The organism is Streptomyces aurantiacus (assembly GCF_027107535.1).
In the GTDB taxonomy this organism is placed as follows: Bacteria; Actinomycetota; Actinomycetes; order Streptomycetales; family Streptomycetaceae; genus Streptomyces.
In genome coordinates, this window is the sequence record NZ_CP114283.1 from 7,793,371 (window position 1) to 7,816,510 (window position 23,140).

At 71.6% G+C, this 23,140-nt stretch carries 16 protein-coding genes; 6 read left to right on the forward strand and 10 right to left on the reverse strand.

Annotation, left to right across the window (positions count from 1 at the left end; genetic code table 11):
• Nucleotides 1-93: 93 nt before the first annotated feature.
• Together O1Q96_RS36390 and O1Q96_RS36395 are read left to right on the forward strand one after the other, a co-directional pair.
• The gene (locus O1Q96_RS36390; RefSeq protein ID WP_269253870.1) at nucleotides 94-774 is read left to right on the forward strand and encodes a response regulator; all 681 of its coding nucleotides are present in this window, start codon (nucleotides 94-96) and stop codon (nucleotides 772-774) included.
• 159 nt (nucleotides 775-933) lie between these two features.
• Complete coding sequence (locus O1Q96_RS36395) at nucleotides 934-1,716, forward strand: S1 family peptidase (RefSeq protein ID WP_217454375.1); 783 nt, start codon at nucleotides 934-936, stop codon at nucleotides 1,714-1,716.
• Between the two features lie 183 nt (nucleotides 1,717-1,899).
• Here O1Q96_RS36395 and O1Q96_RS36400 read toward each other — a convergent pair whose 3' ends face one another.
• The 7 genes from O1Q96_RS36400 to O1Q96_RS36430 form a co-directional block, all read right to left on the reverse strand.
• Nucleotides 1,900-3,243 carry a hypothetical protein gene (locus O1Q96_RS36400; protein WP_269252178.1) on the reverse strand — a complete coding sequence of 448 codons (1,344 nt, stop codon included), beginning with the start codon at nucleotides 3,241-3,243 and terminating at the stop codon, nucleotides 1,900-1,902.
• Nucleotides 3,244-3,392: 149 nt separating this feature from the next.
• Nucleotides 3,393-6,413 (reverse strand): glycoside hydrolase family 3 protein, encoded by a 3,021-nt coding sequence (locus O1Q96_RS36405; RefSeq protein WP_269252179.1) that lies wholly within the window; start codon nucleotides 6,411-6,413, stop codon nucleotides 3,393-3,395.
• Between the two features lie 277 nt (nucleotides 6,414-6,690).
• Nucleotides 6,691-8,331, reverse strand: a complete 1,641-nt coding sequence (gene cimA, locus O1Q96_RS36410; RefSeq protein WP_269252180.1) for a citramalate synthase — start codon at nucleotides 8,329-8,331, stop codon at nucleotides 6,691-6,693.
• Nucleotides 8,332-8,660: 329 nt separating this feature from the next.
• Nucleotides 8,661-9,926 carry a TolB family protein gene (locus tag O1Q96_RS36415; protein WP_269252181.1) on the reverse strand — a complete coding sequence of 422 codons (1,266 nt, stop codon included), beginning with the start codon at nucleotides 9,924-9,926 and terminating at the stop codon, nucleotides 8,661-8,663.
• 190 nt (nucleotides 9,927-10,116) lie between these two features.
• Nucleotides 10,117-10,611, reverse strand: a complete 495-nt coding sequence (locus O1Q96_RS36420; RefSeq protein ID WP_269252182.1) for a hypothetical protein — start codon at nucleotides 10,609-10,611, stop codon at nucleotides 10,117-10,119.
• Nucleotides 10,612-10,713: 102 nt separating this feature from the next.
• Nucleotides 10,714-11,802 (reverse strand): branched-chain amino acid aminotransferase, encoded by a 1,089-nt coding sequence (locus tag O1Q96_RS36425; protein WP_269252183.1) that lies wholly within the window; start codon nucleotides 11,800-11,802, stop codon nucleotides 10,714-10,716.
• A 274-nt stretch (nucleotides 11,803-12,076) separates the two neighbouring features.
• Nucleotides 12,077-13,117, reverse strand: a complete 1,041-nt coding sequence (locus tag O1Q96_RS36430; RefSeq protein ID WP_269252184.1) for a 3-isopropylmalate dehydrogenase — start codon at nucleotides 13,115-13,117, stop codon at nucleotides 12,077-12,079.
• A 153-nt stretch (nucleotides 13,118-13,270) separates the two neighbouring features.
• On the opposite strand from O1Q96_RS36430, the gene O1Q96_RS36435 reads away from it, so the two are divergent.
• Complete coding sequence (locus O1Q96_RS36435; protein ID WP_269252185.1) at nucleotides 13,271-14,881, forward strand: purple acid phosphatase family protein; 1,611 nt, start codon at nucleotides 13,271-13,273, stop codon at nucleotides 14,879-14,881.
• Nucleotides 14,882-14,942: 61 nt separating this feature from the next.
• On the opposite strand, the gene O1Q96_RS36440 is transcribed toward O1Q96_RS36435, so the two are convergent.
• Nucleotides 14,943-15,071 (reverse strand): hypothetical protein, encoded by a 129-nt coding sequence (locus O1Q96_RS36440; RefSeq protein WP_269252186.1) that lies wholly within the window; start codon nucleotides 15,069-15,071, stop codon nucleotides 14,943-14,945.
• Nucleotides 15,072-15,558: 487 nt separating this feature from the next.
• Between O1Q96_RS36440 and O1Q96_RS36445 the strand changes: the two genes are divergently transcribed.
• A complete protein-coding gene (locus tag O1Q96_RS36445) occupies nucleotides 15,559-17,472 on the forward strand; it encodes a glycoside hydrolase family 97 protein (protein WP_269252187.1) in 1,914 nt (637 codons plus the stop codon).
• Between the two features lie 168 nt (nucleotides 17,473-17,640).
• Here O1Q96_RS36445 and pruA read toward each other — a convergent pair whose 3' ends face one another.
• On the reverse strand, nucleotides 17,641-19,272 hold the full coding sequence (gene pruA / locus O1Q96_RS36450; protein ID WP_269252188.1) for an L-glutamate gamma-semialdehyde dehydrogenase: 1,632 nt from the start codon (nucleotides 19,270-19,272) through the stop codon (nucleotides 17,641-17,643).
• Between the two features lie 251 nt (nucleotides 19,273-19,523).
• Entirely contained in the window at nucleotides 19,524-20,450 is a 927-nt protein-coding gene (locus tag O1Q96_RS36455) for a proline dehydrogenase family protein (protein ID WP_269252189.1), read from the reverse strand.
• Nucleotides 20,451-20,621: 171 nt separating this feature from the next.
• On the opposite strand from O1Q96_RS36455, the gene O1Q96_RS36460 reads away from it, so the two are divergent.
• Both O1Q96_RS36460 and O1Q96_RS36465 read left to right on the forward strand, forming a co-directional pair.
• A complete protein-coding gene (locus tag O1Q96_RS36460) occupies nucleotides 20,622-22,145 on the forward strand; it encodes a PucR family transcriptional regulator (RefSeq protein WP_269252190.1) in 1,524 nt (507 codons plus the stop codon).
• Between the two features lie 248 nt (nucleotides 22,146-22,393).
• Nucleotides 22,394-23,056 (forward strand): HAD family hydrolase, encoded by a 663-nt coding sequence (locus tag O1Q96_RS36465; protein ID WP_269252191.1) that lies wholly within the window; start codon nucleotides 22,394-22,396, stop codon nucleotides 23,054-23,056.
• The last annotated feature ends 84 nt before the right edge of the window (nucleotides 23,057-23,140 follow it).

A 23,140-nucleotide genomic window follows, 5' to 3' on the forward strand; every position in this document is an offset into this window, starting at 1 on the left:
ACGGCCGCCGCCGTGCCGGGCTCCGTGGCAGCCGCCCCGCCGGATTCCGGAGCGGCTGCCGAGGCTCCCGGACCGGCCGCCGAGGGCGGGCCCGTGCGCGTCGTCGTCGCCGACGACCACGAGGTCGTCCGGGCCGGATACGCCGGACTCCTCGCCACCCAGCGGGACTTCGCGGTCGTGGGCACCGCCCGGGACGGCGCCGAGGCGGTCCGCGTGTGCCGTGAACAGCGGCCGGACGTGGTGCTGATGGACGTACGGATGCCGGTGACGGACGGCATCCGGGCCACCGCGGAGCTGATGCGCCGGGCCGAACCCGCCCACACGCCACGCGTGTTGATCCTCACCACCTTCGACCTCGACGAGCACGTGTACGACGCCCTCACCGCCGGGGCGAGCGGCTTCCTCCTCAAGGACGTCACCGCGGAGCGGCTCTTCGACGCCGTGCGGGTCGTCGCCGCCGGGGAGGCCCTGCTGGCGCCGGCCGTGACCCGCCGGCTCATCGCGGAGTTCGCGCGGCTGAGGCCCCGTGCGCCGGACGGGCCGGACGGGGACGCGCTCGCCACCCTCACCCCCCGCGAGACCGAGGTGCTGCGACTGCTCGCCGAAGGGCTGTCGAACCCCGAACTCGCCGGACGCCTCCACGTGGGCGAGGAGACGGTGAAGACTCACGTCAGCCGGGTCCTGGCGAAGCTCGGGCTGCGAGACCGGACGCAGGCGGTGGTCATGGCGTACGAGACGGGTCTGGTCGTGCCGCGGTCGGGGAACGTCGGCTGACCGGATAGGAGCGGCCGGTTCCCACCCCTTGTGGCGGCGCTCACAGCGTTCGCATAATCCCTCAACAGAAATTGACCGGCTCATGCCAGGTACGACGTGACTTTTTCTTCTGGATTTGGCATGCGCCTGTCACTTCCACCCCCCACGGAAGGCATCACGTTGAAGAACCTCCTCAAGACGCTCAAGAGATGCGCGGTCGCCGGTGCGGCCGCCCTCGCGGTCGTCAGCCTTCAGCCCGTCTCCCCCGCGCAGGCCGCCCCGGCGCCGGTCGTCGGCGGAACCCGTGCCGCGCAGGGCGAGTTCCCGTTCATGGTCCGGCTCTCCATGGGCTGTGGCGGCGCGCTCTACACCCAGCAGATCGTGCTCACCGCCGCGCACTGTGTGGGCGCCACCGGCAACAACACGAGCATCACCGCCACCGCCGGCGTCGTGGACCTCCAGTCCACCGCCGGCCGGGTCCAGGTCAGGTCCACCAAGATCTACCGGGCTCCCGGCTACAACGGCACCGGCAAGGACTGGGCGCTCATCAAGCTCGCGCAGCCCATCAACCTGCCAACGCTGAAGATCGCCACCACCACGCAGTACAACACCGGCACCTTCACCGTCGCCGGATGGGGTGCGGCCCGGGAGGGCGGCGCCCAGCAGCGCTACATGCTGAAGGCCAACGTGCCGTTCGTCAGCGACGCCACCTGCCGCTCCTACAGCGGGTACAGCGGTCTCGTCGCGAACGAGGAGATCTGCGCCGGGTTCGCCGCGGGCGGCGTGGACACCTGCCAGGGCGACTCCGGCGGCCCGATGTTCCGCAAGGACAACGCCAATGCCTGGGTCCAGGTCGGCATCGTCAGCTGGGGCATAGGCTGCGCCGGGGCCAACGCCCCCGGTGTCTACAGCGAGGTCTCGACCTTCTCGTCCGCCATCGCGTCGGCGGCAGCCACACTCTGACCCACCGGACGGGGCGCGGGGCACGCGCCGCGATACGCCTCGCATCCCGCACCCCGTGCCCCGTCCGCTCGTCTTGTGTGACCACGACGTCCTCGGGCCCGGCGCCGACACGGCGCCGGGCCCGAGGACGTGTCGTACTCCTGCCGCCCGTGTCACGGACCGCCGTGCCCGGTGCGAGAGGGCTCAGAAACCCCCGCCGAAGTCCCCGCCGCCGCCCCCGCCGAAGTCTCCACCGCCCCCGAAGTCGCCTCCGCCGAAGTCGTCGGAGTTGAAGTCGGCACCGGACGTGTCCCCGCCCTCGTACCCTCCCCCGCCGAAGTCCCCGTACCCGGAGCCGTAGTCGGCCGCGTACGCCGGCCCGGCCATCATGGAACCGAGCATCGTGCCGACGAGCAGGCCCGGCAGGATGCCGCCGCCGAAGTAGCCGCCCGCCCAGGGCCCGTACGCCGGGCCCGCGTCCCAGTAGGGGCGGCGGCCCGAGTCCGTGTCGACCTCCCGGACGGCGGGGTCGTGGCCGTCGTCCAGCCGGGTCCGGTCGGCGGCGCAGACCGGTACCTCGCGGGTGGCCCCGCCCGGCGGCGTCCAGGTGGCGTCGGCGACCGACGGCCCGTGGCGCGGGTCGAAGAAGCAGGGTGCCCGCCGTTCGGGGACGGGCCGTCCCTCGCGGCGCGCGGCGAGCGCGGCGAGGGAGAAGCGCCCGTCCTCCAGGGACTGGGTGACGGCGCGCACCTCCTCGGGGCGGGTGGCCGCGGCCATGAAGGACTTCGCCTTGTCGTACGCGTCGAGGGCGCGCTCGTAGTCGGCGCGCATCGCGTCGTCCGCGCCGGGCTCCGCGGGGTGGAAGTCGAGCCGGTCGAGTTCCTCGCCGAAGGCGGTGATGTCCTCGTCCACGACGACCCGCAGCTTGTCGAGTGCGGCCTGCCGCTCCGCGTCCTTCCTGCGGCGGTTGCGCCGCACGAGGGTGTACGCGCCGGCGCCGCCCGCCAGGGCCACCGCGCCGACCCCGATCAGGGCGCCGGTGTCGACGCCGCCATCGCCCTCGCTCCAGCCGCTGGGCGCGGAGCCACCGACGTTGGCGAGGGCCCGGTCCGTGAAGTCGTCCAGCTGGGCCTTCGTGTTCTCGCCCTGGACACTGGTCACGAGGTTGCGTACGGCGTCGACCGGCATGACCGAGGAGTCGGCCTTCGCGTCGAAGTCGTCGCCGACCCGGACCGCGTACAGGCCCGTGATGCCGGTGGCGGTGCGCAGGTTCCGGAAGAGGTTCTCCTTGGGGAAGTCCGCGGGGAGCACGGCGACGAAGACCGGCTTGTCCGCCCGCTCGATCTTCTCGGCCAGGGCGTCCGCGTCCGTGTCGGACAGCTGCCCGGACATGGACGGATCGACGTACACGGGACTCTCGCGCAGGGCGTCCGCCACCGTCGAGACGTCCGTGGCGGCGCGGGCGTCCGTGGCCCCGACGGACAGCACCGCCAAGGCCGCGAACGCGATCAGGAGTACGGACAGTGCTCGTGTCAGTGCGGCCTTCATACCTTCGAAGCTACTCCTGGCCGCCGTTTTTGGCGGCCTGCCCCTCCTGTCCCTCCCGCCGCCGCCCCTGCGGGCCTGCCCCAGTCAGGACTCCGGCCCGGTGGGGGCCGCGCACCGTGCAGGGCGCGCGGCCCCCACCGGAAGCCAGGTCAGGCCGCCGAGTACGCGGCCGTCAGCTTCGCCACCGCCTCCCCGTACCGCCCGGTGAGCAGCAGGTGGTCGGCGTCGGCGAAGGGCTTCGAGACCGCCGCCGTGATGTCCTGGCCGACCTTCTGCTGGACGAGCAGCCGCGCCTTGGTGACGATCACGCGGCCCGCCTCCTGTGAGCCGGTCCTCTCGGCCAGGGCCGCGGCGACGGCGAGGGCCTTGAGCGTGGCCCGGCCGCCCTCCGGCACCTTGGTCCGTGTCGTGAGGCCCCACCCGTACGGGAACTGCGGATCGTACGAGGCGTCGCCGACGTTGATGGGCAGCTGAGCCTGCGACTTCGGCCAGGTGACGGGCAGCTGTCCGCTGAAGGCCCGCTTCCCGTAGAGGACGTCCGCGACGCCGTCGCCCTCCGAACCGGGGAGCCACGAGGCGACCAGGGCGTCGATGTCGCCGAGCTGGTCGCCGACGAGCTGCGGCCTCCCGGAGACGATGAGCACCGCGCACTTCATGGCGCCGCACACCGTGTCGACGGCTGCGCGGTCGGCGTCGGAGAGCAGCAGGTCGTGGCCGTTGCCGACGTCTCCGACACCTTCCGCGTACGGGGTCTCGCCGACGACCACGACTCCCACGTCGTGACCGTCCGTCGGCGCGGTCGCGTCCTTGGAGTGGGTGACCGGGCCCCCGGCCTTCCGCATCCCCTCCAGGATCGTCGTCCCGTCCATGGTCTTCCCGGACGAGCCCTGCCAGGTGATGGTCCAGCCGCCGCTCTGGTTGCCGATGTCGTCGGCGTTGGAGCCGGCGACGTACACCTTCTGCGACTTCTTCAGCGGCAGCACTCCGCCCGCGTTCTTCAGCAGGACCTGCGACTTCGCGGCCGCCTCCCGGGCCACGGCCCGGTGCTCGGCCGAGCCGATCGCCGAGGCCCCGCTCGTGTCGGCGTACGGCTTCTCGAAGAGGCCGAGCCGGAACTTCTGCGTGAGGATGCGGGACACGGCGTCGTCGATCCGCTTCCCGGTGATCCGGCCCGCGGCCGCCTCGTCCGTCAGCGTGCTGTGGAAGTCCTTGTACGCGTACGGGACCATGATCATGTCGAGGCCGGCTTCGACCGACGTACGGACGTCGCTCGCGTAGTCGCCGGGGATCTGGTCGATGGCCTGCCAGTCGCTGATCACGAAGCCGTCGAAGCCCATGCGGCCCTTCAGCACGCCGTTGATCATCGCCGCGTCGGCGTGCATCTTCACGGGCCCCTCGGCGTCGCCGAGGACGTCGAGCGAGGAGTAGGAGGGCATGACCGTGCCGACGCCCCGGTCCACGGCGTCCTGGTAGGGCGCGAGGTGGACGGCCTCCAGTTCCTTGCGGGTGACCTTGGTGATGCCCTGGTCGATGGTGTACGTGCCGGTCGTGGACGAGCCGTACTCCGTGCCTCCGTCGCCGACGAAGTGCTTGGCGGTGGCGAGGACCTTGTCGTTCCTCTTCAGGTCCTTGCCGCTGGGCGCCCCCTGGAAGCCCTGGATGACGGTCTCCATGGACTCGACGAGCGCCGGGTCCTCGCCGAACGACTCGTACGTCCGGCCCCAGCGGTCGTCGCGCGTCACGCACAGGCAGGGCGCGAAGTCCCACGGGATGCCGGTGGCGCGGACCTCGGCGGCGGTCACCCTGCCCGTCTCGTGGGCGAGTTCGGGGTCGCGCGACGAGCCGATGCCGATGTTGTGCGGCATGATCGTGGCGCCGACGAGGTTGTTGTGACCGTGCACCGCGTCCACGCCGTAGATCAGCGGGATCTGGAACCGTGTGGCCTGCGCCCGGAGCTGGAAGCCGTCGATCATCTTCGCCCAGGCCTCGGCCGTGTTCGGGGTCGGCGTGGAGCCGCCGCCGGAGAGCAGCGAGCCGAGGTCGTACGCGGCGATGTCGCCCGGCGCTGTGAGCGCGCCGCGCTCGGCCTGGGTCATCTGCCCGGCCTTCTCCGCGAGGGACATCCGGGAGAGCAGGTCGGCGACGCGCTTCTTCACCGGCAACCTGGCGTCCAGGTACGGCAGTCCGTGCGCGTCGACGACCACCTGCGGGTTCTCGGCGGGCGGCTTCGCGCCGGTGACCGTCAGTTTCAGCGGGACGGTCTCGGCGGACTCGCCCGCGCCGTCGCGCAGGGTCGCCACCGTCACGGTCCGCGAGGTGCCGGAGGCCGTGCCCGCCGGGAAGGTGAGCTCGCCCTCGACCGGGGTGAAGTCCTTGCCGGGCTCCCCCGTGCCGCCGGCCGTCTCGTACGCGACGGTGACCGGCTCCTCGATCGGCGCGGAGCCGGTGGTGGCGACGGTGATCTTCACCGAGGCCGAGCGGCCCTCCTTCACGGGGTACACGGCGGCGTCCGTGACCACGTTGGCCCGCAGGGACTGGTCGGCCCTGCCGTACAGCTCCACGCCGTCCATCGCGAACCGGTCCTTGACGCCGACCGGGAGCGTGAGCGCGTACCCCCACATCTCGGTGAGGCCGAGGATCTGGTCGATGCCGCCGACAGGCTGGTAGTCCGTACGGTAGGTGAAGTCGGTGAAGGGGATCTCCAGCTGCTTCCAGCCGGTGAAGTCGTCGGTGAAGGACGTCGTCCACAGCTCGGAGGCCTCGCCGTTGGCGCCGCCGTCCTTGAGCTCGAAGTTGACCTTCTTGCCGTTGTCGCGGCCGTCCCACCAGAAGCGGATGCCCTTGCGCGCGGACCAGTCGTGGGCGGGCGCGTCGAAGGCGAAGTCGTGGGTGAAGCCGCCGTAGCCGCTGATGTCGTACGTGCCGGCGAGGACCTTGTCGCCCTGCGGGGCGTCGTCGCGGGCGGCGAGTTCCAGGGTGGGCGGGTCGTCCGTGTCGCTGCCCCAGGTGAAGATGCCCTCGGCGGGCGGGTTCGCGAACGGCACCTCGCCCTCGAAGTGGTCGACGGGGGTGGGGGCCGGGTCGTCCGCTCCGGCGGCGGGGGCCGCCGTGGCGAACGGGAGCAGACCGGTGAGCAGGGTGGCGGAGACGAGCAGGGCGGTTCTTCGCATGGACCTTCCCTCGGCTCTCGTAAGTCTTGTTGCCTCATGTCTGAGTGCTCGTACGACTTAGATCACGCCGTGAGTCAACTGGTGCCCCGAGGAGCCGTCAAGAGTTCACGCCAGAACCGGTGCGGCGGCAACTCCCGCCGGAATCAGGCCGGTTGTCGGTTCAAGCTGTGAACGCCGCGGGCCACGGCGGGGGTTGCTCCGCCCCCGCCGCCAGCCGTTGGTCACCGCTCGGGGACTCCGCGCGATCCCCCGCCCGCCGAGGGCACCCGGCGCCAGGTCACTCGGCCGGTTCGACCCCGGCCCGCAGGAGCCCGTACGTGTAGGCGTCCTCAAGTGCCTGCCAGGACGCGGCGATCACGTTCTCGGCGACGCCGACCGTGGACCACTCGCCCGCGCCGTCGGACGTGGAGATCAGGACCCGCGTCGTGGACTGCGTGCCGTGCTTGCCCTCCAGGATGCGGACCTTGTAGTCCACCAGCTCCAGCTTGGCGAGCTGCGGGTAGAGCTTCTCCAGGGCGACCCGAAGGGCCCGGTCGAGGGCGTTGACGGGACCGTTGCCCTCCGCCGTGGCGACGATCCGCTCGCCCTTGGCGAAGAGCTTCACCGTGGCCTCGTTGGCGTGGCTGCCGTCGGGGCGGTCCTCGACGATGGCACGCCAGGACTCGACCTCGAAGTACCTGCGGGCCCTGCCCTCGACCTCCTCGCGGAGCATGAGCTCGAAGGAGGCGTCCGCGGCCTCGTACGTGTAGCCCTTGAGCTCGCGTGCCTTGACCCGGTCGACGACGCGGCCGATCAGCTCGCGGTCGCCGCCCAGGTCCACCCCCAGCTCCTTGCCCTTGAGCTCGATGGAGGCGCGGCCCGCCATGTCGGAGACGAGCATCCGCATGGTGTTGCCGACCTGCTCGGGGTCGATGTGCTGGTACAGCGCCGGGTCGACCTTGATGGCCGACGCGTGCAGGCCGCCCTTGTGGGCGAAGGCCGAGACACCCACGTACGGCTGGTGCGTGGACGGGGTGAGGTTCACGACCTCGGCGATCGCGTGCGAGATGCGGGTCATCTCGGAGAGCGCGCCCTCGGGAAGGACCTTCTTGCCGTACTTGAGCTCCAGGGCCGCGACGACCGGGAAGAGGTTCGAGTTGCCGACGCGCTCGCCGTAGCCGTTCGCCGTGCACTGGACGTGGGTCGCGCCCGCGTCCACGGCGGCGAGGGTGTTCGCGACGGCGCAGCCCGTGTCGTCCTGGGCGTGGATGCCGAGGCGCGCCCCGGTGTCGGCGAGGACGGTGGCGACGACGGCCTGGATCTGGGCGGGCAGCATGCCGCCGTTGGTGTCGCACAGCACCACCACGTCGGCGCCGGCCTCCGACGCCGCCCGGACGACCGCCTTCGCGTACTGCGGGTTCGCCCGGTAGCCGTCGAAGAAGTGCTCGCAGTCGACAAAGACGCGGCGGCCCTGGGAGCGGAGGTAGGAGACCGTGTCGCGGACCATCTCCAGGTTCTCTTCGAGGGTCGTGCGCAGCGCCAGCTCGACATGGCGGTCGTGGGACTTGGCGACGAGCGTGACGACGGGCGCGCCGGACGCGACCAGCGCCTTGACCTGCGGGTCCTCGTCGGCCTTGCCGCCCGCTCTGCGTGTGGCCCCGAAGGCGACGAGCTGGGCGTGCTTGAAGTCGATCTCCTGCTGGGCGCGGGCGAAGAACTCGGTGTCGCGCGGATTGGCCCCCGGCCAGCCGCCCTCGATGAAGCCGACGCCGAAGTCGTCCAGGTGCCGTGCGATGGCCAGCTTGTCCGCGACGGTGAGGTTGATGCCCTCTCGCTGCGCACCGTCGCGCAGCGTCGTGTCGAAGACGTGGAAGTCGTCGTCGACACGGGAGGGGCCGCGACGGGAGGAGTCGCGATTCTCGTCGGTTGCGTCCGTCATCTCTTGTGGCTCCTGTATCGGATTCGGTCTACCGGAATGACCGGCTCCACCGTCCATGATCTCTCGCGCTCCGGTTCCGGCTGAAGGTGGGCCGTGAAACAGAAAAACCTCTCGCGGGTGCGAGAGGTCTGCGCGCGGGTCAGGGCGAGGGTGGCCGCCTGTACGTGGTCGTACGGGGCGGTCACTGCGGACCGGCGCGCCTGCTGCCAATAATCGTGGCGAACGAGAGCACGGAGGCAGTCTGGCACAGCACCGCCCCCGCGCCCACGGGTGTCTCAGTATGCGAACGTCACGTCACTCGGCGCGACCGTCCGCCGGGTGCGGCCGCCTCATCGCAGGTGGCGGACGTACGCGTGCTGGTGGTCGTAGCTGTCTGCGGGCACCAGGTCGGCCGAGGAGGAGCTGAACGCCACCCGGCGGCCGTGCGCGTCGATCACCGGCGAGTGCGCCTCGTCGTCGTTCGGTCCGCCCTCGGTGTCGGCGCTGACCAGCTCGGTGGCGCCGGTCCGCAGATCGCGTACGTACACGCGGTTCGTGTGGTCACCTGCGGCCGGTGCCGACGCGACGAAGGTGAGACGCCGGTTGTCGGCGCTGAGCGCGGCGGAGCCGGTCGCCTCCGCGGGGTCGGCGGCATCGATCCGCCGCAGGTCACCCGTCTTGAGATCGCGGATGAACGCGTTCTGGGTGCCGTTGGTGTCGCCCGGTGTCAGCTGGGAGTCGAGCGAGCGGAACAGCGCGTAGCGGCCGTCCGCGCTGAGGGACGAGTACTCGGACTGGCCGTCGGAGACCGCGCCGTCCGGCGCCTTGTCCACCTGCCACAGTTTGCCGCTCGGTACGTCGCGGACGTGGATGTCGCTCCAGTCCCCGCGGGAGGGGAACGGCACGAAGAACTGGTAGCCGACCCGGTTGCCGTCGGCGCTGATGGACAGGTTCGTGACGGACCTGCGCCGATCGGCGTCGGGCACCTCGCTGACCCGGACCGCCGTGTCCGTCCTGCGGTCGACCCGGTAGACCCGGCCGTCCCCGTCGGCCTCCGGAGAGAGCTCCGAGCGGCTCGCGACGAGGGCGACATAGCGGCCGTCCGCGCTGATCACGGGGGCCCCGGCGGTGTCGTAGCCGGGCGCGAACCCGTCCTCGATCCGCTCGATCGCGCCGGTGCGGAGGTCCTTCACATAGACGTGCGAGCGGCCGCCCGTGTCGCCCGGGACCAGGTCGGTCGCATCCGAACCGAACGCCGCGTAGCGGCCGTCCGCGCTGAGCGAGAGGTCGAAGACGCGGGCGTCGCTCTGGCCGCCGCCCGCCGTGGTGTTCACCCGCCGGGTGACACCGGTGCGCAGGTCCCGCACGAAGGCGTCACTCTCGCCGTTCGTGTCGTCCGCGACGAGATTGTCCGCCTGCGACACGAAGGCCAGGTACCGTCCGTCGGCGCTCAGCCCCCTGGCCGTCGACCAGCCGTCCCCGTCGGCGCCGTCCGGGGCCACGCTGGCCTTCTCGGTGCGCGGCGCGGGCTGCGGCGCGGCGGACGCGGGCAGCGCGACGCCGGTCAGCCCGATGATCAGGGCAGCGCCGAGCGCGGCCCTCTGTGCAGTGGTCATGGTTCTCCCCGTGTTCCCCGTGGTCACTTCTCCCCCGGCCCGAAGCCGGGGCCCTCGGCCATGCAAACGCACGGCGAGCAGACGGGTCAATCGGTCGGATTGAGTACAACCCGGACGGGGTGTCAGGCGTCCGGGAGGGCCGGCGGCGAGCACGTCCCGGCGGGACGACCGGTGTCGCGTCGGCGGGAAATCAGCCGGCGGCCTCCACCCGGACGGCGTCCGGGACGAGCCGGGTCTCGTAGCCGCCGGAGCAGTCACTGGCCACGACGGCGACCTCGGCGCCGCAGGAGCAGACGCGGTTGACCCCGTGGAAGGGGCTCGCGCCGCAGCAGCCGCCCCATCGGGAGGTGTCGGGGTGGAAGTCGAGGCCGACCACGTCGAGCGGGTGCAGGACGTACGTGTCGCGCGGCCCGGCGGCGACCAGCGAGCCCCGCTCGTCGGACATCCACATGCCGCCGGGCACGATCCCGTCGTACGCGTCCTCGTCGCCCTCGTACGGTTCGAAGGGCGCCCCGAACGGCTGCGGATCGACCACGTAGGTACCGCGCGGCACCGTCGCCGGACCGTGCCGGCGTCCTTCCGCGTCGGGTTCGCCGTCCCAGCCCTGACGCTCGGGCATCTCGTCGAGCCGCCGGACGGGTGCGGTCAGTCGGCGCCCGCAGGCGGCACAGGATATTTCGTTCACTCGTATGTTCTATCCGACCGCGCCGGGCGCCCCTGCCGGTCCGAGGACAGAGCCCCCGCCCCTTTCGGCAGGGGCGGGGGCGGGAATGCGCTTCGGGGCAGGTCAGCCCAGGTTGTGCATCCAGCCGTGCTTGTCCTCGGCGACACCGCGCTGGATGTCGAGGAGCGCCTCGCGGAGCCTGACCGTGACCTCGCCGGGTCCGCCACCGCTCTGCTGCCACTCCCCCGCGTTGCTCTTGACGGTGCCGACGGGGGTGATGACCGCCGCGGTGCCGCAGGCGAAGACCTCGGTGAGCGTGCCGTTCTCGGCGTCCCGCTTCCACTGCTCGCTGGAGACGCGGGCCTCCTCGGACCGGTAGCCGAGGTCACGGGCGACCGAGAGGAGCGAGTCGCGGGTGACGCCCTCCAGGATGGAGCCGGTGAGGGTGGGCGTGACGATCTTGTCCCCGTACACGAAGTACAGGTTCATGCCGCCCAGTTCCTCGACCCACTTGTGCTCGACGGCGTCGAGGTAGCAGACCTGGTCGCAGCCCTTGGCGGCCGCCTCGGCCTGCGCGAGCAGGGACGCGGCGTAGTTGCCGCCGGTCTTGGCGTCGCCCATGCCGCCGGGGACGGCGCGCACCCGGTCCTCGGAGAGCCAGATGGAGACGGGCTTCACGCCGCCGGGGAAGTAGGCGCCCGCGGGAGAGGCGATGACCAGGAAGAGGTACTCGTTCGCGGGCCGCACGCCCAGACCGACCTCGGTGGCGATCATGAACGGGCGCAGGTAGAGCGACTCCTCGCCGCCGTGCGCCGGCACCCACGCGCTGTCCTGCCGGATCAGCACGTCGCAGGCCTCGATGAAGGTCTCGACGGGCAGCTCGGGCATGGCCAGCCGGCGGGCGGACGCCTGGAAACGCAGGGCGTTCCTGTCCGGACGGAACGTGGCGACGGAGCCGTCGGGCTGCCGGTAGGCCTTCAGTCCCTCGAAGATCTCCTGCGCGTAGTGCAGGACGCTCGTCGCGGGGTCGAGGGCGAGCGGGCCGTACGGGACGAGCTGGCCGTCGTGCCAGCCGCGGCCCTCCGTCCACTTGATCGTCACCATGTGGTCGGTGAAGTGGCGGCCGAATCCGGGGCCGGCCAGGATCGCCTCGCGATCCGCTTCGGACAGCGGGGCCGAGGAGGGCTTGAGCTCGATCGTGGGCGTCGTCATGAGTGGTGTCCTTCACCGGTTGTGTGTGTCGGGCCGCGCTCACGCCTGTACTGCCAGTGGCCAGTGTTAGGACGTCCGAGCATTCCCTCATTCCGCGGCTTCGCGTTCGATTATCGCGCGAGATGAGCGGAATGGGGTCACCACCCGTGCCACGGAGGCCTTGGGGGGCGAAACGGTGTGAATGCGGCCCAGGGGTTGATGGTGGCACCCGGCGAGGCATACGAAAAGCCGCCGGGTGCGGATGCGACCCGGCGGCTTGGGTGGTACCGGCGGGTCAGCCGGATACTCGGGCGGCGAGCGCGTCGCCGATCTCCTCGGTCGTGCGGGCCGTGGTGCCGCGCTCCGCGAGGTCGACGGAGACGGCGTCCTCGATGCGGGCGGCCTCGGCCTCGAAGCCGAGGTGACGCAGCAGGAGGGCGACGGACAGGACGGTGGCGCTGGGGTCGGCCTTGCCCTGGCCGGCGATGTCCGGGGCCGAGCCGTGCACCGGCTCGAACATCGACGGGAACTCGCCGCTCGGGTTGATGTTGCCGGACGCGGCGACACCGATGCCGCCGGAGACGGCCGCGGCGAGGTCGGTGATGATGTCGCCGAAGAGGTTGTCGGTGACGATCACGTCGAAGCGGGCGGGGTCCGTGACGAGGTAGATCGTCGCGGCGTCCACGTGGATGTAGTCCGTGGTGACCTCGGGGAACTCCTCGGCCACCTTGTTGAAGACGTTCGTCCACAGGTGACCCGCGAAGGTCAGCACGTTGTTCTTGTGGACCAGCGTGAGCTTCTTGCGGGGGCGGGCCTGCGCGCGGGCGAAGGCGTCCCGGACCACGCGCTCGACACCGAAGGCCGTGTTCACGGAGACCTCGGTGGCGACCTCGTGCGGGGTGCCCTTGCGGATGGTGCCGCCGTTGCCGGTGTACGGGCCCTCGGTGCCCTCGCGGACGACGACGAAGTCGATCTCCGGCTGGCCCGCGAGGGGGGTGGCGACACCCGGCAGGAGCTTCGACGGGCGCAGGTTGACGTGGTGGTCGAAGGCGAAGCGGAGCTTGAGCAGGAAACCGCGCTCCAGGACGCCGGACGGGACCGACGGGTCACCGATCGCGCCGAGCAGGATGGCGTCGTGCTTCTTCAGGGCGTCCAGGTCGGCGTCGGTGAGGGTCTCACCGGTCGCGTGGTAGCGCTGGGCACCGAAGTCGAAGTCCTTGGTCTCCAGCTTCACATCCTGCGGGAGGACGGCCGAGAGGACCTTCAGGCCTTGGGCCACGACTTCCTGACCGATGCCGTCACCGGGGATCACTGCGAGATTGATGCTGCGAGACATGTCGGCACCCTACTCCTCGTCCCACGGGATGACACGGTGCGTCCGCCATACGGACACGACCGGGCGTCCGCCGGAGGGGAGCGCATCAATCTGTCGGTTCCCGTTCACCTGTACGTATGGCGGTTGTTGGGGTGTGCTGGGAAGTTCACCGTCATGACCGCGCCTTCCTGGGGGACGCCCCCCGGACCCCCCGTCCCCGACGTCGGCATTCCGCCGCGTCTCGCACGCCGGATGAGCATGGCGGAGCAGTACGAGTACCTGCGGACGAAGTTCTCCCGCCGCCGCGCCCTGGTGGGTGCGGGCGCGGTGGCCGGCGGGCTGCTGACCGGCTGTTCCGGCCCGGGTTCCGGTACGGACACGGCGAGCCGGACGGCCTCGCCCCTGTCGGCCTCCCCCTCTCCCGCCGAGCGGGTGGACGGAGCGGTCGTCACGCCCTTCGGCCGTCATCTCGCCTTCGGCGCGGACCCGAAGACCCAGATGCGGATCTCCTGGCAGGTGCCGCTCGCGGTCAGGAAGCCGTACGTGCGGGTGGGGCTGCGGCCCACGGAGCTGAGCCGGAAGATCGACGCCGAGGTCCGCGGCCTGCACACGCCCGGCCTCGAAGGCATACGGCTCGCCCTCGACCAGTACTACCTGCACGCGGCGCTCGACGGCCTGCGGCCCGGGACGACGTACTACTACGGCGTCGGTCACGAGGGGTTCGACCCGGCGTCCAGGGAACGGCGTTCCACGGTCGGCTCGTTCACCACGGCCCCGGCCCGCGCGGAGAGGTTCGTGTTCACGGCGTTCGGCGACCAGGGCGTCACGCCCGACGCGCTCGCCAACGACAAGCTCATCCTCGGCCGGGAACCGGCCTTCCACCTGCACGCGGGCGACATCTGCTACGCGGACGTGACGGGTCATGGCAAGGAGTCGGACGTCTACGACCCCTCTGCCTGGGACCTGTTCCTCAAGCAGACGGAGACGGTGGCGAAGACGGTTCCGTGGATGGTGACGACCGGCAACCACGACATGGAGGCGTGGTACTCGCCGAACGGGTACGGCGGACAGTCGGCGCGCTTCTCGCTCCCGGACAACGGCTTCGACGCGAAGAACGCCCCGGGCGTCTACTCCTTCACCTACGGCAACGTCGGGATCGTGGCCCTGGACGCGAACGACGTGTCGTACGAGATTCCCGCCAACAAGGGCTACTCGGACGGCCGGCAGACGGCGTGGCTCGACAAGCGGCTCGGCGAACTGCGCAAGGAGGTGGACTTCGTGGTCGTCTTCTTCCACCACTGCGCCTACTCGACGTCGACGCACGCCTCGGACGGCGGCGTGCGGGACGCGTGGCTGCCGCTGTTCACCAAGCACCAGGTGGACCTGGTGATCAACGGCCACAACCACGTGTACGAGCGGACCGACGCCATCAAGAACGGCGAAGTGGGCAGGCCGGTGCCGGTCGGCGCTTCGACCGACCCGACACGGGACGGGATCGTGTACGTCACGGCCGGCGGCGCGGGCAAGAGTCTGTACAGCTTCCCCTCGGGGGTGAAGGACAGCTACGAGGGGAAGGCCGCCGACCGGGAGTCCGTGGAGACCTACCACTGGACCAGGTCGCGCGACCAGAACCCGGACACCGTGGAGTGGTCACGGGTGCGGTACACCGGCTACTCGTTCCTCTCCGTGGAGGCGGAGGCGGGCCCGGCTCCCCGGCTCAAGGTGTCGGCGCTCGCCGAGAGCGGCAGGCGCATCGACCACTTCGAGGTGCGGCGCGGGGCGTGAGGCCCCGCGCCGCACCCCGTGCGGGTGCGGCTCCCGGCTCCTCGGCAGTGGCCGACGGCGCTCAGTGGCCCGTCGAGCCGCCGTTGTCCCTGCGGTCGAGGGCACGCTGCAGCGCCGCGGCGGCGTTCTTTCGGTCGGACTCGCTCGTACGGGAGACGTGACGGACTCGGCGGACGGTCGTCTCGGCCATGGTGAATCGACTCCTTGCCTCCGGCAGCGGGCGCCGGAAATGCGATGAGGGGTTACGAGACGCCGGAAGGGGCGGGGAGCGGTGCCGCAGGGGTTGCCTGCCAGGGGCTCCGGCTCACGACCGCCATTCGCTTGGTCTAGCGAGACGTTCGGCTCCTACAAAGCTAGGTGAGGACCGCGCATCTGTCTGCACAGTTACTCGGACTTCCTACTATCTGAGACGGCAACTTGGGTCACACCGCTCCGACCTGCACTTACGGTGTGGAGCGGTCAGCCGCTCCACCGTCGTGGACGCGCTGCCCCTCCCCCTCGGTCTCGCGGGAAGCCGCGAAGAAGACCCTGCGACCCGCCTGCCGTCCCCTCTTACTGAACGGCGCATCAGCAATCCGATGTCTGATGCTGTCGGATTCCTTGACATGCCCCAGCACCCCCTCCACTCTCACATTCACCGGTCAGTCATCGGATGACTTCGACAGGAGGGGTTCCACATGGCGGTCCCATCCCGGACCCGCACGATCGCACTGACGCTCTGTTCCGCACTCCTCGCCACCGCCGCGGCAACGCTCCCGGCCCGCGCGGAGAACCCGGCGCCCGCCACCTCCTGGGAGGTCCGCGGCCCCCACGGCTCCCCCACGGCGGTGGTCTCCCTGGACCCGGCGGACGGCCGCCCGGCCCTCGCGGTGGGACGTGCCGGCCGCACGGTCCTCGAACCGTCCCCCCTCGGCCTGGTCACCGAACGGGCCGACTTCTCCCGGGGGTTGACCCTCACCGGCCGCTCCGACCGGACGGTCACCGAGCGCTACACCGTCCCGACGGGCAAGTCCCACGAGCGCTCGGTGCGGATGACCGAGTCCCGCTTCCGCTTCCGCACGGCGGCCGGAGCCCGCATGGACCTGCTGACCCACGTCGCCCGGGACGGCGTCGCCTACCGTTACGTCCTGCCCGACGACCAGGGCGACGTGGTCCGAGAGGCCTCCGCCTTCACCCTCCCCGCCACCGCCGAGGCGGTCGTCAGCCGCTACCGCGCGGACAACGAACTCCCCTTCACCCGCTACCCGTCGGCGGCCTCGGCGCCGGCGGGCGCGTACTCGATGCAGGCCCTGTTCACCACGGACGGCGGCCATGCGCTGATCGCCGAGTCGGATCTCTCCGGCAGCTACGCGGGCGCCCACCTCACCCACGCCGCCGGCTCGCCGACGTTCGGCGTGGGTCTGTGGAACGACGAGCCGGTCCGGGTGTCCGGCAGACTCACGACCCCCTGGCGCGCGGTGGTCACCGGCGACCTCGCGACGGTCACCGAGTCGACGTTCACCGACGACCTCGCCGCGGGGTCCCGTGTCCGCGACACCTCTTGGATCAAGCCCGGCGCGGCCCTGTGGACATGGCTGGCGGGCGGCAAGGAGGCGGGCCAGAGTCTGGCGGCGCAGAAGAAGTACGTCGACTACGCGGCCGAGCGGAACTGGCCGTACGAAGTCGTCGACGCGGGCTGGTACTTCAAGCCCGGCGAATGGGAGGTCATCGACCCCGACTGGCAGACGAACAGCTGGATGCCCGAGCTGGTGCGCCACGGCGAGGAGCGCGGTGTCGGCATCCACGTCTGGCTCCACTACACCCTCTTGACCGACCCCGCCGAACGGGAGAAGTGGCTGTCCACGCTGGAGCGTTGGGGCGTCAAGGGCGTGAAGATCGACTTCATGGACTCGGAGTCGCAGGAGCGGATGGCCTGGTACGACGACATCCTCGCGGCCACCGCGAAGCACCACCTGCTGGTCAACTTCCACGGCTCCACGATCCCGAAGGGCATCCAGCGCACCTGGCCGCACGTGATGACCCTGGAGGGCGTCGGCGGCGAGGAGAAGCGCAACAACACCGCCGAGCAGCTCGCCGTGCTCCCCTTCACCCGCAACGTCATCGGCTCCATGGACTTCACCCCGGGCGCCTTCCACCGCCCGTTCCGCCCCAACGCCGGTTCCGACGCGGGCGAGTTGGGCCTGACCGTCCTCTACGAGTCCGGCATCCAGAACCTCGCCGGCACCCCGGAGTCGTACGAGGCCCGGCCTCAGGCCCGCCGCTTCCTGGAGGAACTGCCCACCGGCTGGGAGGAGACGCGCCTGCTCACCGGCGACCCGGGACGCTCCGCCGTCCTGGCCCGCCGTGCGTCCGACGGCCGCTGGTTCGTCGGCGGCACGTTCGCCGGCGCGGCCCGCAGCGTGGACGTACCGATGCGGCTGGGGGCGGGAAGGTGGCTCGTGGAGACCGTCACCGACGGTCCGTCGGGGCTGGTCCGCGCACCGCACGTCGTCCGCGGCGGCGGCACCCTCACCGTGCCCGTCGTGGCGGACGGGGGCTTCGCGGCGCTGGCCTGCCGCTGGTACGCGGGCCGCACGAGCTGCGACCGCTGACACCCGCCCGACCGGCGCCCCGCGCGAAGGAACGCCCGCGCGGGGCGCCGGTGGTTTTGGCCAGGACCCGGGCAGGGGTGGTCGCGCACGCACGCCGCCCCCGGCCCGGAGGGATGCGTCCGGGGCGGGGGCGGTTCAGTGAGACGTCTGCCCGTGTACGGGGACGTCTCAGCCCATGTGCGGGTACGGGTAGTCGGTCGGCGGGACCAGCGTCTCCTTGATGGCGCGGGTCAGCGTCCAGCGCATCAGGTTCTGCGGGGCGCCCGCCTTGTCGTTGGTGCCGGACGCGCGGCCGCCGCCGAAGGGCTGCTGGCCGACGACGGCACCGGTCGACTTGTCGTTGATGTAGAAGTTGCCCGCCGCGTAGCGGAGCTTGTCCATCGTGTACGCGGCGGCAGCGCGGTCGCCCGCGACGACCGAGCCGGTGAGGGCGTAGTCCGACACCGACTCCATCTGGGTCAGCATCTCCTCGTACTGGTCGTCCTCGTAGACGTGCACGGCGAGGAACGGGCCGAAGTACTCCGTCGTGAAGACCTCGTTGGCCGGGTCGGAGCACTCGACGACGGTCGGGCGGACGAAGTAGCCGACCGAGTCGTCGTACGTGCCGCCCGCGACGATCGTGCAGCTCGGGTCCTCGACGGCCCGGTCGATCGCGGCCTTGTTCTTGGCGAAGGACCGCTCGTCGATGACCGCGCCGATGAAGTTCGACAGGTCGGTGACGTCACCCATCGTGATGCCGTCGATCTCGGCCGCGAACTCCTCCTTGAAACCGGAGTTCCAGATGGAGGCGGGGATGTAGGCGCGCGAGGTGGCGCTGCACTTCTGGCCCTGGTACTCGAAGGAGCCCCGGGTGAGCGCCGTCTTGAGGATCGCGCGGTCGGCGCTCGGGTGCGCGACGACGAAGTCCTTGCCGCCGGTCTCGCCGACCATCCGCGGGTACGTGCGGTACTTCTCGATGTTGTTGCCGACCGTCTTCCACAGGTACTGGAAGGTCTTCGTGGAACCGGTGAAGTGGATGCCGGCGAGGTCGCGGTGCTCCAGGGCGACGTTCGAGACCTCGATGCCGTCGCCGGTGACGAGGTTGATGACGCCCTTCGGCAGGCCCGCCTCCTCCAGGAGCCGCATGAGCAGCACGGCGGCGTGGGTCTGCGTGGGGGACGGCTTCCAGACGACGACGTTGCCCATGAGAGCCGGGGCCGTCGGCAGGTTGCCCGCGATCGCCGTGAAGTTGAACGGCGTGATCGCGTAGACGAAGCCTTCGAGCGGGCGGTGGTCGAGGCGGTTCCACACGCCCGGCGAGTTCGCCGGCGGCTGCTCGGCGAGCAGGTCACGGGCGTAACTGACGTTGAAGCGCCAGAAGTCGACGAGCTCGCAGGGACAGTCGATCTCGGCCTGCTGGGCGGTCTTGGACTGGCCGAGCATGGTCGAGGCGGCGAGGGTCTCGCGCCACGGGCCCGCCAGCAGTTCGGCGGCGCGCAGGATGATCGCGGCGCGGTCGTCGAAGGACATCGCGCGCCAGGCGGGTGCGGCGGCGAGGGCCGCGTCGATCGCGTCCTGGGCGTCCTGCTCGGTGGCGTTCGCGTACGTGCCGAGCCGCGCCTTGTGATTGTGCGGCTGTACGACGTCGAAGCGCTCGCCGCCGCCCATCCGCTTCTCGCCGCCGATGGTCATCGGCAGGTCGACGGGGTTCTCGGCGAGCTCCTTGAGCTTCGCCTCTAGGCGGGCGCGCTCGGGAGAGCCGGGGGCGTAGCCGTGCACCGGCTCGTTGACGGGGGTGGGGACCTGGGTGACGGCGTCCATGAGCTACCTCTTCCGAGTGAATGCCTGGTTTCGGCCCGTGAGAGCCGAAGTCGTGTCCGTATGTTTGGCGGCGGTCAGGGCTTGACCGTCATGAGCTCGCTGCGGCGTGCGAGTGAGAAGCCCCCACGGGGGCGGAGTCACGGGTTCCGTAACTCCTTTCCGGAGCCGGGTCGGCTCAGCCGACCGATGGGCGGTAGCTGCCGTCGCCCAGGATGCACCTGGGTGCCGACAGCTACCGCTCGCCTTCAACGTCAGTCCTTGGTGAGGATCGAGCGGGCGAAGAAGAGGAGGTTGGCCGGCTTCTCGGCGAGGCGGCGCATGAAGTAGCCGTACCAGTCGGTGCCGTACGCGGTGTAGACGCGCATCCGGTGCCCTTCGGCGGCGAGCCGCAGATGCTCGTCGCTCCTGATCCCGTACAGCATCTGGAACTCGTACTCGTCCGGCTTGCGGCCGGCGCGCCGGCCCAGCTCCTGTGCGATGGAGATCAGGCGCGGGTCGTGGGACCCGACCATCGGGTACCCGTCCCCCTCCATCAGGATGCGCAGGACCCGCACGTACGCCTTGTCGATCTCCGGCTTCTGCTGGTAGGCGACCTCCGCGGGCTCCTTGTACGCGCCCTTCACGAGCCGTACGCGGCTGCCGTTCGCGGCGAGGCGGCGGGCGTCGGCCTCGGTGCGGAAGAGGTAGGCCTGGATGACGCAGCCGGTCTCCGGGAAGTCCTTCCGCAGCTCCTCGTGGATGGCGAACATCGAGTCGAGGGTGGTGTGGTCCTCGGCGTCGAGCGTGACGGTCGTACCGATGGCCGCGGCGGCCTCGACGACCGGACGGACGTTCGCGAGGGCGATCTCGTGACCGCCGGGGAGGGCCTGCCCGAACATGGACAGCTTCACGGACATCTCGGCCCGCGTCCCGAGGTCCAGCCCCTTGAGACGGTCGATGAGCTCCAGATAGGCGTCCCGGGCGACGGAGGCCTGCTCGGGCGTGGTGACGTCCTCGCCGACGACGTCCATGGTGAGCTCCAGACCCCTGCCCGCGAGGTCCTGGATGATCGGCACGACCTGGTCGACGCTCTCGCCCGGGATGAAGCGGTCGACGACCGGCCTGGTCACCGGGGCCGCCGAGATCAAACGGCGCATCCGGTCGCTGCGCGAGGCGGCGAGAATCACGGGACCCAACACGGGGCACCTCCACAACAAGGCCGGCGGAAGGCCGTACCCGCCCGTGTGCGGCGGTCGGATACGGCACGGAGAACCACCGTGAAACCTAAGGATCGCTCCGATCGTCGGCCATCGACAGCTGTCACGCATCCGTGCCCTGGATCTCAGACAGATGTATGAAGGCGCGGGAAAATGGGGGAGAATGCCCGGGTGACGCCGGAACACAAAGGTGACTACCAGGAACTGGTCGACGAGATCTCGGAGCTCCTCGGCGCCCCCGCGACGCTGGAGAACCGCGACTTCGAGCTGATCGCCTTCGGCGCGTACGACAGCGAGGGCGAGCTCGACGCCTCCGCGCTGGACCCCGTGCGCACCCGCTCGATCCTCACGCGCCGCTCCACGGCGGCGGTCCGCACGTGGTTCGAGAGTTTCGGCATCGCGCGGGCGACCGGTCCGGTGCGCATCCCGCCGACTCCGGAGGCGGGCGTCCACCGGGGCCGGGTGTGTCTCCCCGTACGCCATCGGGGGGTCGCCCTCGGCTATGTGTGGCTCCTGGCCGACGAGCCGGGCCCCACGGAGCGCCAGCTCGCCGCGGCCATGGAGGTGACGCCGCGCATCGGCGACCTCCTCGCGGACGAGGCCCAGGCGGGTGCGGACCTCAGCCGCGAGCTCCGCGCCGTCCTCACCGCCGGGAGCGGGTGGCAGCGGGACATGGCGGTGACGGAACTGCGCACGGCCCTCGGGCCCCGCGGCGAGGGCCTCCACACGCTGGTCTGCGTGGCCCCCTGGCCGTCGGCCGACCCCGACGACGCCCCGTCCGTCCGCACCATCCCGGGCGCCACCGCCTTGTGCGCCCTCCCCTGGGAACCCGCCGGCCAGAGCCTGGCCCTGCTGGTCCGCCTCCGTTCCCCGGAGGCCCTCACCCCGGCGACGACGGCGGCCGCGCGCCTGCTGGAGAGGGCCGAGGAGGTACGGGGAACGGGGCGGACGGCCACCGAGGTCCCGGGGCCCGCGCGCCCCCGGCCGACGGGTGGCCCGCGCGCGTCCGGTCCCGCACGGGCGGCGCACGGTTCCGAGGGCCCCGGGATTCGGCGGGCCACCGAAGGCGTACGGGGACCGGGCCGCCCGCCAGCCTCCGACGGACCCGGGCGACCGGCGGCCCCGCAGGTCACCGACGCCGTCCCGGAGCACGGCGGCCCTCCGCCGTCCGACCCGGCCCCGGACCCTGCGCGTACGCGGTCGCCGGACCGGTCCCGTCCGGCCGGGGCCGGCCGGACGGCGGAGCCCCACGGCCTCCGGCCCGGTCCGGCCGCGGCCGGGATCGCCGTGCCCCGCGGCGGCCTCACCGACCTCGGCGCCGCCTGGCAGGAGGCCTCGGCCGCCGCCCGCGCGGCCCTGGCCGAGCCCCGGCTGGGCCCTCTCGCGCACTGGTCGTCGATCGGCCCGTACCGCCTGCTGTCGACGTTGTCCCCGGCCGCCTCCCACGATCCGGCCGTCCGGCCCCTGCTCGCCCCCGCCCACCGCGAACTCGCCCGTACCGCCGAGGTGTTCCTCGACTGCGCGGGCCAGGCCGGCCGCACCGCCGCCGCGCTGGGCATCCACCGCCAGACCCTCTACTACCGCCTGTCCCGCGTCGAACAGCTCACCGGCCTCGACCTGGACGACGGCGAGGCCCGCCTGCTCCTGCACATGGCGCTCAAGGCACAGCGCCTCTAGGGGGCTTCTGGTGGATCTCCGCGGCGTCGCGACGCCCGGCACTCCCCCGCCTCCGGCCGGGGGGACTCCCGGAGCACGCACCGGACGCCTCTCCTCCTCCCACGGAGATCCACCAGAAACCCCCTGGCCCCGACGCCTCCCGGCCACCGCGGACCGCGGTTCGGCGGTGCGCGGATCGCCCGACGCCCTCCAGGACGAGGCCGGAAAGGACGGCCCGCCCCACGTCCCGTCGTGCTCTACTCCCGGGCATGCCCCTCCTGATGATCGATCTCGACAACACCCTCGTCGACCGCGATGCCGCCTTCCGGGAAGCGGCTCGCGCGTTCCTCGCCACCGGCGGGCTCCCCGTGGACGACCTTGCGTGGCTGCTGTCCGTCGACGCCGGCGGGTACGCGCCGCGGGAGGACGTCGCCCGCGCCCTCGTCGGCCGGTACGGGGAGACCGTGTCCGGGGCCGCCGTCCGGGAGTTCCTCGACCGGGGCGCGGCCGATCGGGTCGTGCCGGCCCCGGGCGTGCGCGAGGCGCTCGGCGGAGCCGTCGGCGCCGGATGGACGTGCGTGATCGTCACCAACGGCCGTGTCGCGCAGCAGGAGGCGAAGATCCGCCGCACCGGGCTGGACGGGATCGTCCACGGGTGGGTGGTCTCCGAGGCGGTCGGGTGTTCGAAGCCCGCGCCGGAGATCTTCCGGGCCGCGGCGGCCACCCTCGGGGCCACCCTGCGCGGGGCCTGGATGATCGGGGACTCACCGCACGCCGACATCGCCGGAGCGGCCGCCCTGGACGGTGTACGCAGTGTGTGGGTGTCGGCCGGCCGGCCGTGGACCGACGGGACGTGTCGGCCCACGCACATCACCGACGACACCGCGTCCGCCATCAGCTACGTGGTCGGCCGCCCCGTCGACGCCCTGTGACGACACCTCCGGCCCGGCCCGGCCCGGCACCCGCGCCGGCCCGACCGCACCGGGTTCGTCCACCCCTGTCCGTCTCCGCACGGT

What these genes read in the sequence shown, in the direction of transcription:
- O1Q96_RS36400 (WP_269252178.1), bottom strand. Translation starts at nt 3,243, where the DNA reads ATGAAGGCCGCACTGACACGAGCACTGTCCGTACTCCTGATCGCGTTC.
- O1Q96_RS36405 (WP_269252179.1), bottom strand. Translation starts at nt 6,413, where the DNA reads ATGCGAAGAACCGCCCTGCTCGTCTCCGCCACCCTGCTCACCGGTCTG.
- cimA (WP_269252180.1), bottom strand. Translation starts at nt 8,331, where the DNA reads ATGACGGACGCAACCGACGAGAATCGCGACTCCTCCCGTCGCGGCCCC.
- O1Q96_RS36415 (WP_269252181.1), bottom strand. Translation starts at nt 9,926, where the DNA reads ATGACCACTGCACAGAGGGCCGCGCTCGGCGCTGCCCTGATCATCGGG.
- O1Q96_RS36425 (WP_269252183.1), bottom strand. Translation starts at nt 11,802, where the DNA reads ATGACGACGCCCACGATCGAGCTCAAGCCCTCCTCGGCCCCGCTGTCC.
- O1Q96_RS36430 (WP_269252184.1), bottom strand. Translation starts at nt 13,117, where the DNA reads ATGTCTCGCAGCATCAATCTCGCAGTGATCCCCGGTGACGGCATCGGT.
- O1Q96_RS36435 (WP_269252185.1), top strand. Translation starts at nt 13,271, where the DNA reads ATGACCGCGCCTTCCTGGGGGACGCCCCCCGGACCCCCCGTCCCCGAC.
- O1Q96_RS36440 (WP_269252186.1), bottom strand. Translation starts at nt 15,071, where the DNA reads ATGGCCGAGACGACCGTCCGCCGAGTCCGTCACGTCTCCCGTACGAGC.
- O1Q96_RS36445 (WP_269252187.1), top strand. Translation starts at nt 15,559, where the DNA reads ATGGCGGTCCCATCCCGGACCCGCACGATCGCACTGACGCTCTGTTCC.
- pruA (WP_269252188.1), bottom strand. Translation starts at nt 19,272, where the DNA reads ATGGACGCCGTCACCCAGGTCCCCACCCCCGTCAACGAGCCGGTGCAC.
- O1Q96_RS36460 (WP_269252190.1), top strand. Translation starts at nt 20,622, where the DNA reads ATGGGGGAGAATGCCCGGGTGACGCCGGAACACAAAGGTGACTACCAG.
- O1Q96_RS36465 (WP_269252191.1), top strand. Translation starts at nt 22,394, where the DNA reads ATGCCCCTCCTGATGATCGATCTCGACAACACCCTCGTCGACCGCGAT.